Here is an 8924-nt window from a genome sequence, read left to right as displayed (position 1 = left end):
CGCGAAAGCGGGGCTTTTGTTTGCATGATGCTGGCGGGCGTTGCCTTTGGCGGGGATATGGGCACGGCGACCGCGGTGGCCTGCGTCTGAATCTCTGCAGTGTGGGTGATCGAACCACATCGGTTGCAAGGCAACAGGTCGCCTGCGCGAACCGATGCAGAGAACGGCCTGGACGCAGGGAATCGTTTTGCGCAGGCGCCGCATCATCCGGCCTCCATAAGAGCGGCCAACAGAGCGACTGCCCGGATGCCAGATGCGCGCAATCGGTGCCTGGGCTTGGTATGTGTCACACGAACGCGGCGGCTCTGCGCCCCCCGTCCCTATCTGCCAACTGCTCATGACGTGTCATCAGCCGCCCACGCCCTATCGGTGCGGGGCGTGTTCAGCACAGCCCTGTAGCATGCGTGCGCCAGTGGGGATTGCTTGCCCCGGTCTGATGCACTCACACCCCGTCGTTGCCGTGGCTTCTCGCTGACGTCCTTGTCTTCGCATCTGCAAGCCAGGCGCATGACTTTCGGCTGTGTGCGGTCATCTGCGCCGGGGCCATGATGCTGGCCGCTGCACTCGCTTCGTTTACGTCATCACTTCTTTTAGGAATCTCATGCGCCAGGTCCTGGTGACTGCTATTGCGCTGGCCTTGGCCAGCACCTCCGCCGCTGCGTCGGCTCCCGCTGTTCCGGATGCAGTCAGCGCCTCCGCTACGCAGGTCACCAGCCAGTTGCCGCGCACGGCCAAGCCCACCCATTACGCGGTGGAGATCACCCCGCATGCCGACAAGATGACTTTCGACGGCAAGGTCGCGATCGACATCGTCGTGCTGCAACCCACCGACCGCATCGTACTGCAGGCGGCCAACCTCAGCTTCGCGCGCAGTACGTTGGCGCAGCGCAAGGGCGGCGCGCCACAGACCGCCAAGATCAGCACCGATGAGCAGGCGCAGACCGCCACCTTCGCCTTCAACAAACCGCTGGCACCAGGCAACTATGTGTTGTCCATCGATTACAGCGGTGTGATCAATACGCAGGCCAATGGCCTGTTCGCGTTGGATTACGCGACCCCGCAAGGTCAGCGCCGCGCGCTCTTCACCCAGTTCGAAAATTCCGATGCGCGCTGTTTCATTCCGTCGTGGGACGAGCCCAATTTCAAGGCTACGTTCGACCTCGCAGTCAATGCGCCGGCCGCGCAGATGGCGGTGAGCAATATGCCGGTTGCCTCGTCCAGCAAGGGTGCCGGTGGCATGAAACGCGTGGTCTTCCAGACCACGCCAAAGATGTCCACGTATCTGTTGTTCATGAGTGTGGGCGATTTCGATCGGGCGACGCGCAAGGCCGACAACGGCACCGAGATCGGCGTGATCGCGCAGAAAGGCAAGGTAGGCCAAGCGCAGTTCGCACTGGATTCCGGTCGCGATGTGCTGCACGAATACAACGCCTATTTCGGCATCCCGTATCCGTTGCCGAAGCTGGACAACATCGCCGCACCCGGGCAAAGCCAGTTTTTCAGTGCGATGGAAAACTGGGGGGCGATTTTCACCTTCGAATACTCGCTGCTGCTCGACCCGGCCACCTCCAACATCAACGACAAGCAGAGCGTTTTTACCGTGGCAGCGCATGAGATTGCGCACCAGTGGTTCGGCAATCTGGTGACCATGGCGTGGTGGGACGACCTGTGGCTCAACGAAGGTTTTGCCAACTGGATGGAAGCGCGTACCACGCACAAGTTGCATCCGGAGTGGGATATCGACAACACCGGCGCGGCGTTCAAGAGCCGCGCGGCGATGCGTCGCGATGCGTATGTGACCACCCACCCGGTGGTGCAGCACGTGGACACGGTGGAGCAGGCCAGCCAGGCATTCGATCAGATCACCTACGACAAGGGCGAGGCGGTGATCGCCATGCTCGAAGACTATGTGGGCGCAGACAACTGGCGTAGCGGCGTGCGTAGCTATATCAAACAGCATCAATACGGCAACGCCGTCACCGATGCGTTGTGGCAGCAGGTCGATGCGGTGGCACCGGGCAAGCAGTTCACCCAGGTGGCGCACGACTTCACGCTGCAACCGGGGGTGCCGTTGATCAAGGTCAGCGCCAGCTGCACCGCCGGCACCACCACCGTGACGCTGGAACAAGGCGAGTACACCGTCGATCGCCCCGACAAACAGCCGGTGCGCTGGCATGTGCCCGTGGCGGTGCGTGGCGCCGACGGCAAGCAGGTGCGTGTACTGGTGGATGGCCGTGCGCAGGTGCAGCTACCCGGCTGCAATGCCCCCGTCGTGGTCAATGCCGGGCAGAAGGGCTACTTCCGCACGTTGTATGCGCCGGCGCAGTTCACCGCGCTCAGCAAGGGCTTTGGCACACTGCCGGTGGTGGACCAGTTGGGCGTGCTGATGGATACCGGTGCGTTGGCGCCGGTGGGCTTGCAGCCCGAAGCGGAGCTGCTCGAACTCACCGCCAAGGTGCCGGTCGGCGGCGCGCCGGATCTGTGGCAAGTGGTCTACGAGACGTATTCCGGCATCGATAGCCTGTTCGACGGCGACCCCAAGGCCCAGGCCACGTGGCGGCGCTTCGCGCGTGCGCGGCTTGCTCCCGAGTTCGCAACGCTAGGCTGGGACGAGCGCAAGGACGACAGTGCACAGACCAAGCAGCTGCGTACCAGCCTGCTCGGCGGCCTGAGCGCGCTGGACGATGCGCAGGTGATCGCCGAAGCGCGGCGTCGCTTCGCCGCTTTCCAGACCGACTCCGCCACCTTGTCGCCGGAACTGCGTCGCACCGTGCTCGGCATCGTCGCACACCATGCCGACACCGCGACATGGGAGGCGCTGCATGCCATGGCGAAGAAAGAAACCTCGTCGATGCTGCGCGACCAGTCTTACGCCCTGCTGGCCTACGCCAAGGACCCGGCGTTGGCGCAGCGCGCCCTGAAACTGGCGCTCACCGACGAACCTGGCGCCACCACCGGCGCCAGCATGATCGGCGACGTTGCTGCCGAGCACCCCGAGCTGGCATTCGATTTCGCGCTGGCGCATCGCACTCGGGTGGACCAGTTGATCGGCTCCACCTCACGCGCCCGCTATTACCCGCACCTGGCCGCAGGCTCGAGCAAGCTGGAGACCGTCGACAAGATCAAGGCGTATGCCGACAAGTACCTGGCCCCCACCTCACGCCGCGATGCAGAAACTGCCATCAGCACCATTCAGACGCGGGTGAAGCTGCGCGAGCAGCGCGTGCCGCAGATTGCGGCATGGTTGAAGAAACAGAAGGGCTGAGCGCAGCACTGCAAAAGCGATATTCAAAAGGCCCCGCTTGCGGGGCTTTATATCGTCGATGGCCGGGACGAGCTGGTTGCAGCGCTCGCCGCGGAGCCTGCAGGCCTGCGGCGTGTTCGCGTGGTTATTGGGCACTCCTGCTTTTGTGACTGCGTTGCTGGGACTAGTCGCCGAACTGGCGGGTACAACCGTCGTGCTTCAGCGTCTACGCGCCATCGCATCAGCGTAGGTGCGACATCATCAGCGTTAGGTCTGTAAAGAAAACCTTGAAGCTCGTGCGCTGGCTTGCGATGATGCATCGCAATTGCAACGCACTGGGTCTGCCATGAAATCCGCATCTCTTCCGTCGCTCCGTGTGGACCCGGTGCTGCGCGAAGCGGCTGAAGCCGTGTTGCAGGAAGGTGAGACGCTTTCCAGCTTTGTCGAGCACTCCGTGCGCGCCCAGGTGCAGCAGCGCCAACAGCAGGAAGCCTTCATCGCGCGCGGGCTGGCCTCGCGTGACAGCGCCAAGGCGTCTGGCTGCTACGTTGACGCAAAGGATGTCCTGGTTGGGCTGCAGTCCCAGCTAGACAAGGCGCGCAAGGGCTAAGCCAGCGTGGGATTTTCCGTCCGCTTCACCCAGCAAGCGCGCGAGGAGCTCGCGCGTCTTTATGACTGGCTGCTACAGCGTGCCGAAGGCGACTTCACCTTGGCCGAGCGCGCGCTGCAGGCTATCCGCGATGGCATTACCGTGCTTGAACTAGCACCATTGAGCTGCCGCAAGGCGGGGGTGGCAGATCCATTTTTGCGGGAGCTGGTGATCGGCTTCGGTGCCAGCGGCTATGTGCTGTTGTTTGAGGTGGAAAGCGATCAGGTCGTCATCGTTTTGGCAGCCAGGCATCAGCGTGAAGACGACTATCATTAAGCACGGCGTTAGCGCCAACGTCGTGCCATAGGGGAAGTAGATGGCCAATATCAGCAGGCGCCGCACGGGGGAACTAACCCGAGCGCTGTTCCATATCCTCAAGATCCAGCCAGAGGGCATGCGCGCCGCAGACGCGCTGGCCGCACTGGAAAAGCAGGTCGTGCTCACCGAGTACGAAGCGGGCGACTACGAAACCGGCGGCCGTCGCTTCGAGAAGATCGTGCGCTTCAGCACCGTGGCGCCGGTCAAGGCCGGCTGGCTGGTCAAGGACAAAGGCATCTGGACCCTCACGCCAGAGGGGGAAGCGGCGCTGGACGCGTATCCGGACCCAGAGGAGTTCATTCGCGCGGTGGGGCAGCTGTACAAGAAATGGAAGAGTGCCCAGCCCGTTGCCGACGAAGTCGACGATCCCGAAGGCGAGCTCACCGAAGAATCGGCCAGCATCACGCTGGAAGAAGCCGAAGAAATGGCATGGGCCGAGATCGAGGCTTACCTCGCCGCGATGCCGCCGTATGACTTCCAGGAACTCGTGGCCTCTCTGCTGCGGGCGATGGGGTATCACGTTGCCTGGGTCGCGCCGCCTGGCAAGGACGGTGGCACCGACATCATTGCCTATAACGACCCGCTCGGTACCCGCCCGCCGCGCATCAAGGTGCAGGTCAAGCGTAATGCCAACTCGCCGCGGATCGATGTGACGGGTCTGCGCAGCTTTATGGCGGTTCTGGGAGAGGGCGATGTCGGTCTGTACGTCGCGCTGTCCGGCTTCACCAAGGACGCGGACTACGAGGCGCGGCAGTCGCATCGGCGGATCAATCTGATCGATGCGCGTCGGCTCGTGGGGCTATGGACCACGCACTACGCGCAATTGGCCGATAGCGCGCGTACCCGCCTGCCGCTCAAGCCAGTATGGTTCTTGGCGGGTGAAGATTAGTAGCGCGTCGGCTTAAATTTTTCGTCTGAATGAACCAGGCACGTTTTACAAAATATCGACTAGCAGGGCGTAATGAATAATCAGACTCACGAGGAGCTCAAAGGAAAAATCTGGGAGATCGCCAATCGGTTACGCGGTCCTTATCGGCCACCACAATATCGTCTGGTGATGCTGCCGCTGGTCGTGCTGCGGCGGCTCGACTGCGTACTGGAGCCTACCAAGGATGCTGTGCTGAAACAGCACGCAAAGCTGCTGGCCAAGGACACGCCCGAACAGGCAATGCACAGGCTCCTCGGAAAAGCCGCTGATCCAAAGCGCAAATTTCCGCTATACAACGTCAGCGCTTACACCTTTGAGAAGCTGCTGGGCGACTCTGAGAATATCGCCCCAAACTTGTTGAACTACATCATTGGCTTTTCGCCAGATGCGTGCCGGATTTTTGAGCGTTTTAAGTTTTTCGATCAGATCGACAAACTTGATGCAAGCAACCGGCTTTTTACGATCATCAAGGCGATGGCGGATATTGATCTGCATCCAGATCGCATCGATAACCTGCAGATGGGATATTTGTTCGAGCACCTGGTGATGCGCTTCAACGAGCAGGCCAACGAAGAGGCCGGTGACCATTTCACCCCGCGTGAAGTGATCCGGCTGATGGCTAACCTGGTCTATACCGGCGAGCAGGAGGTGTACAAGCCTGGCATCGTCCGCAGCATTTACGATCCGACTTGCGGCACGGGAGGCATGCTATCCGAATCCGAGAAGTTCATTCTTGGGCAGAATGCCGCAGCACATCTGCACCTGTACGGGCAGGAATACAACGACGAATCCTGGGCCATCTGCTGTTCGGACATGCTGATCAAGGACGAAGACACGGCCAATATCGTCAAGGGCGACACCTTGGGCGATGGCAAGAGCAAGGATGGATTTGAAGGCGAGCGATTCCATTACATGCTCGCCAATCCTCCGTTTGGCGTGGAGTGGAAGGACCAGAAGGCGGTTGTCGAGAACGAGCATGCCAAGCTCGGCTTCGCCGGTCGCTTCGGTGCCGGTTTGCCAGCAATCAATGACGGGTCGCTGCTGTTTTTGCAGCACATGATCGCCAAGATGCACCCCTACGACGAGGGGAATCCTGATAAGCCAGGGTCAAAAATCGCAATCGTCTTCAACGGATCGCCGCTATTTTCAGGTGATGCCGGGTCGGGGCCGTCCAATATCCGACGCTGGATCATCGAAAACGATTGGTTGGACACCATCGTCGCGCTCCCGGATCAACTTTTCTACAACACCGGCATCTATACCTACGTCTGGCTGGTCACCAATCGCAAGCCGGAAGAGCGTCAGGGCTATGTGCAGTTGATCGACGGCACGCGCTTCTTCCGCAAGATGAAGAAAAGCTTGAACAACAAGCGCAACGAAATTTCCGATGAGCAGATTGAAGCGCTGACAGCGCTCTATGGCAATTACAGCGATGGCGAGAGCGCTGATGTGGTCATCGATCACAAGACCGGCGAAACCGAAAATCGCGTAGTGTCGCGGGTTTTTGAGAATCGCGAGTTCGGCTTTCTCAAGGTGACCGTGGAACGGCCGTTGCGGATGAACTTCACGGCCATGCCCGAACGCATTGTGCGTCTGGACGAGCAATCCACATTTGCCAATCTGGCGACCTCAAAAAAGCGCAAGGATGAAAAGGCTGCGCGTCAGGAAATTGCCGAAGGCCAGGCCATGCAGCAGGGCATTCGTGAGTTGCTCGCCAAATTGGCAGGGAAAGGCCTTTACATGGATCGTGAGATATTTGAAGCCGATCTTGAAAAGGCGGCGAAGAAAGCTGGCATCAAATTGCCCTCACCCATCCGGAAAGCCATCTTCGCCGCGCTGGGCGAGCGCGACCCGCAGGCCGAGATCTGTCGTGATGCCAAGGGGCGGCCCGAGCCCGATAGTGAGTTGCGGGATACCGAGAACATTCCGTTGCCGGAAGGCACCGAGGTGCCGCTGCCCATGGTCTTCGGTCCAGACAAGCCTAACGATGCCCTGGTCGAGGCGTTCCGCCACACCATTGATGACTACATGCGGCGCGAAGTGCTCCCCCACGTGGCCGATGCCTGGGTTGATTACAGCAAGACTAAGGTGGGCTATGAAATACCGATCAACCGACACTTTTACGTCTACAAGCCGCCGCGTCCATTGCCGCAGATCGAGGCCGACATTCGCCAGCTGGAAGGCGAGATTGCCGATCTGCTGAAAGGGTTGCTGGCATGAGCAAGGACGTGACGCCCACCAAGGACGGCGAGTTGCTGATCTATGCCGCGGCAGAAGGCGGTATCCGGGTGCTGCTGGCTGGCGACACCGTCTGGCTGACCCAGGCCCAGATCGCCGAGCTGTACCAGACCACGCCGCAAAACATCACCCAGCACCTGAAGGCGATTTATGCCGAAAGCGAACTGGACGAGGCGGCAACCTGTAAGGATTACTTACAAGTTCGCCAGGAAGGCGCGCGCACCGTCTCCCGTCGGCCCAAGCACTACAGCCTGGAGGCCATCCTGGCCGTTGGGTACCGTGTACGGTCGTCGCGCGGCACCGAGTTCCGCCAGTGGGCCACGGCCCGGTTGTCCGAGTATCTGGTCAAGGGGTTTGTGCTGGATGACGAGCGCCTCAAGGGCAATGTGGGGCCGGCGGATCATTTCGATGAGCTGCTGGCGCGAATCCGCGAGATCCGCGCCAGCGAGGCGCGCGTGTACCAGCGTATCCGCGAGATCTTCGCCATGGCGGTGGACTACCGCGAGGGCGAACAGGCCACGCAGCGCTTCTTCGCCATCATGCAGAACAAAGTGCACTTTGCTGCCACGCAGCTGACGGCGGCGGAGATCATCCGCCAGCGCGCCGATGCCACCAAACCGAACATGGGGGTCAACACCTGGAAGGGCAGCCGTGTCCTGAAGCAGGATGTAGGTACAGCCAAGAATTACCTGAATGCGCAAGAGATCGACACGCTCAACCGCATCACCGTGATGTTCTTGGACCAGGCCGAGTTCCGCGCCATGCGTCGGCAGGACATCCGGCTGGCCGACTGGGATGGCTTTCTGGACAAGTTCCTGCGCGATACCGAACTGCCGGTGCTGGATAACGCAGGTAGAGTCAGCCGCCAGCAGGCTCTGGACTGGGCCGAAGGGCAGTACGACGCGTTTACGGAGCGGCGGCGGCTGGAGGCTGAGCAAATCGCTGAAGCGCGGTATCTGGAGGATTTGCGAAGTGCGACTGACGCGTTGAAGCACTCCGACAGTGGGAGTGAGTTCGCCCCGCCAAAAGGTGAGAAAAAGCGAGTCTCACCAAAGCCAGGAGACAATGCATGACTACACCGCGTGCTTCCGCACTTCCGAAAGGCTGGACGCGACGCCGGCTACGCTTTGACTGCCGCAGCAACCCGGTGAAGTCGAAGCTCGACCTGCCGGACGATACCGAGGTGTCTTTTGTACCGATGGACGCGGTGGGCGAGCTGGGTGGCCTGCGTCTAGACCAGACCCGCGAACTGGCCGACGTCTATAACGGATATACGTACTTTGCCGACGGCGATGTCTGCATCGCCAAGATCACGCCCTGCTTCGAGAACGGCAAAGGTGCCATTGCCGAAGGATTGGTCAATGGAGTCGCCTTCGGCACGACGGAGCTGCATGTGCTGCGTCCATCGGCAATGCTGGATGCGAAATTCCTATTTTATCTGACCATTGCGCATGATTTTCGTAGCCACGGCGAGGCAGAGATGCTCGGTGCTGGTGGGCAAAAGCGTGTGCCTGAGGAATTTTTGAAAGACTGGACGCCATCTTAGG

General features: G+C 60.6%; 7 protein-coding genes. All 7 read left to right on the top strand.

All coding sequences use genetic code 11. The features are described 5' to 3' along the window. Nucleotides 1-601: 601 nt before the first annotated feature. The 7 genes from XBLMG947_RS20295 (at nucleotide 602) to XBLMG947_RS20265 (ending at nucleotide 8923) form a co-directional block, all read left to right on the top strand. Entirely contained in the window at nucleotides 602-3265 is a 2664-nt protein-coding gene (locus XBLMG947_RS20295) for a M1 family metallopeptidase (RefSeq protein WP_065470338.1), read from the top strand. Nucleotides 3266-3590: 325 nt separating this feature from the next. Further along, nucleotides 3591-3854 (top strand): YlcI/YnfO family protein, encoded by a 264-nt coding sequence (locus XBLMG947_RS20290; protein ID WP_065470337.1) that lies wholly within the window; start codon nucleotides 3591-3593, stop codon nucleotides 3852-3854. Between the two features lie 6 nt (nucleotides 3855-3860). Beyond that, complete coding sequence (locus tag XBLMG947_RS20285; protein WP_065470336.1) at nucleotides 3861-4169, top strand: type II toxin-antitoxin system RelE/ParE family toxin; 309 nt, start codon at nucleotides 3861-3863, stop codon at nucleotides 4167-4169. 40 nt (nucleotides 4170-4209) lie between these two features. Next, nucleotides 4210-5100: a restriction endonuclease gene (locus XBLMG947_RS20280; RefSeq protein ID WP_065470335.1), complete on the top strand. Its 891-nt coding sequence runs from the start codon at nucleotides 4210-4212 to the stop codon at nucleotides 5098-5100. Nucleotides 5101-5172: 72 nt separating this feature from the next. Then, nucleotides 5173-7359: a type I restriction-modification system subunit M gene (locus XBLMG947_RS20275; protein ID WP_065470334.1), complete on the top strand. Its 2187-nt coding sequence runs from the start codon at nucleotides 5173-5175 to the stop codon at nucleotides 7357-7359. Next, on the top strand, nucleotides 7356-8450 hold the full coding sequence (locus XBLMG947_RS20270) for a virulence RhuM family protein (RefSeq protein ID WP_065470333.1): 1095 nt from the start codon (nucleotides 7356-7358) through the stop codon (nucleotides 8448-8450). The genes XBLMG947_RS20275 and XBLMG947_RS20270 overlap by 4 nt, the downstream gene beginning before the upstream one ends. Continuing rightward, nucleotides 8447-8923 carry a restriction endonuclease subunit S gene (locus XBLMG947_RS20265; RefSeq protein ID WP_245228280.1) on the top strand — a complete coding sequence of 159 codons (477 nt, stop codon included), beginning with the start codon at nucleotides 8447-8449 and terminating at the stop codon, nucleotides 8921-8923. The genes XBLMG947_RS20270 and XBLMG947_RS20265 overlap by 4 nt, the downstream gene beginning before the upstream one ends. Nucleotide 8924 lies beyond the last annotated feature (1 nt).

The organism is Xanthomonas bromi (assembly GCF_900092025.1).
Lineage (GTDB): Bacteria > Pseudomonadota > Gammaproteobacteria > Xanthomonadales > Xanthomonadaceae > Xanthomonas > Xanthomonas bromi.
This window is presented reverse-complemented; position numbering and strand designations above follow the sequence as displayed.

Coding starts and splice junctions, on each gene's coding strand:
- XBLMG947_RS20295 (WP_065470338.1), top strand. CDS start 602: ATGCGCCAGGTCCTGGTGACTGCTATTGCGCTGGCCTTGGCCAGCACC.
- XBLMG947_RS20275 (WP_065470334.1), top strand. CDS start 5,173: ATGAATAATCAGACTCACGAGGAGCTCAAAGGAAAAATCTGGGAGATC.
- XBLMG947_RS20290 (WP_065470337.1), top strand. CDS start 3,591: ATGAAATCCGCATCTCTTCCGTCGCTCCGTGTGGACCCGGTGCTGCGC.
- XBLMG947_RS20265 (WP_245228280.1), top strand. CDS start 8,447: ATGACTACACCGCGTGCTTCCGCACTTCCGAAAGGCTGGACGCGACGC.
- XBLMG947_RS20270 (WP_065470333.1), top strand. CDS start 7,356: ATGAGCAAGGACGTGACGCCCACCAAGGACGGCGAGTTGCTGATCTAT.
- XBLMG947_RS20280 (WP_065470335.1), top strand. CDS start 4,210: ATGGCCAATATCAGCAGGCGCCGCACGGGGGAACTAACCCGAGCGCTG.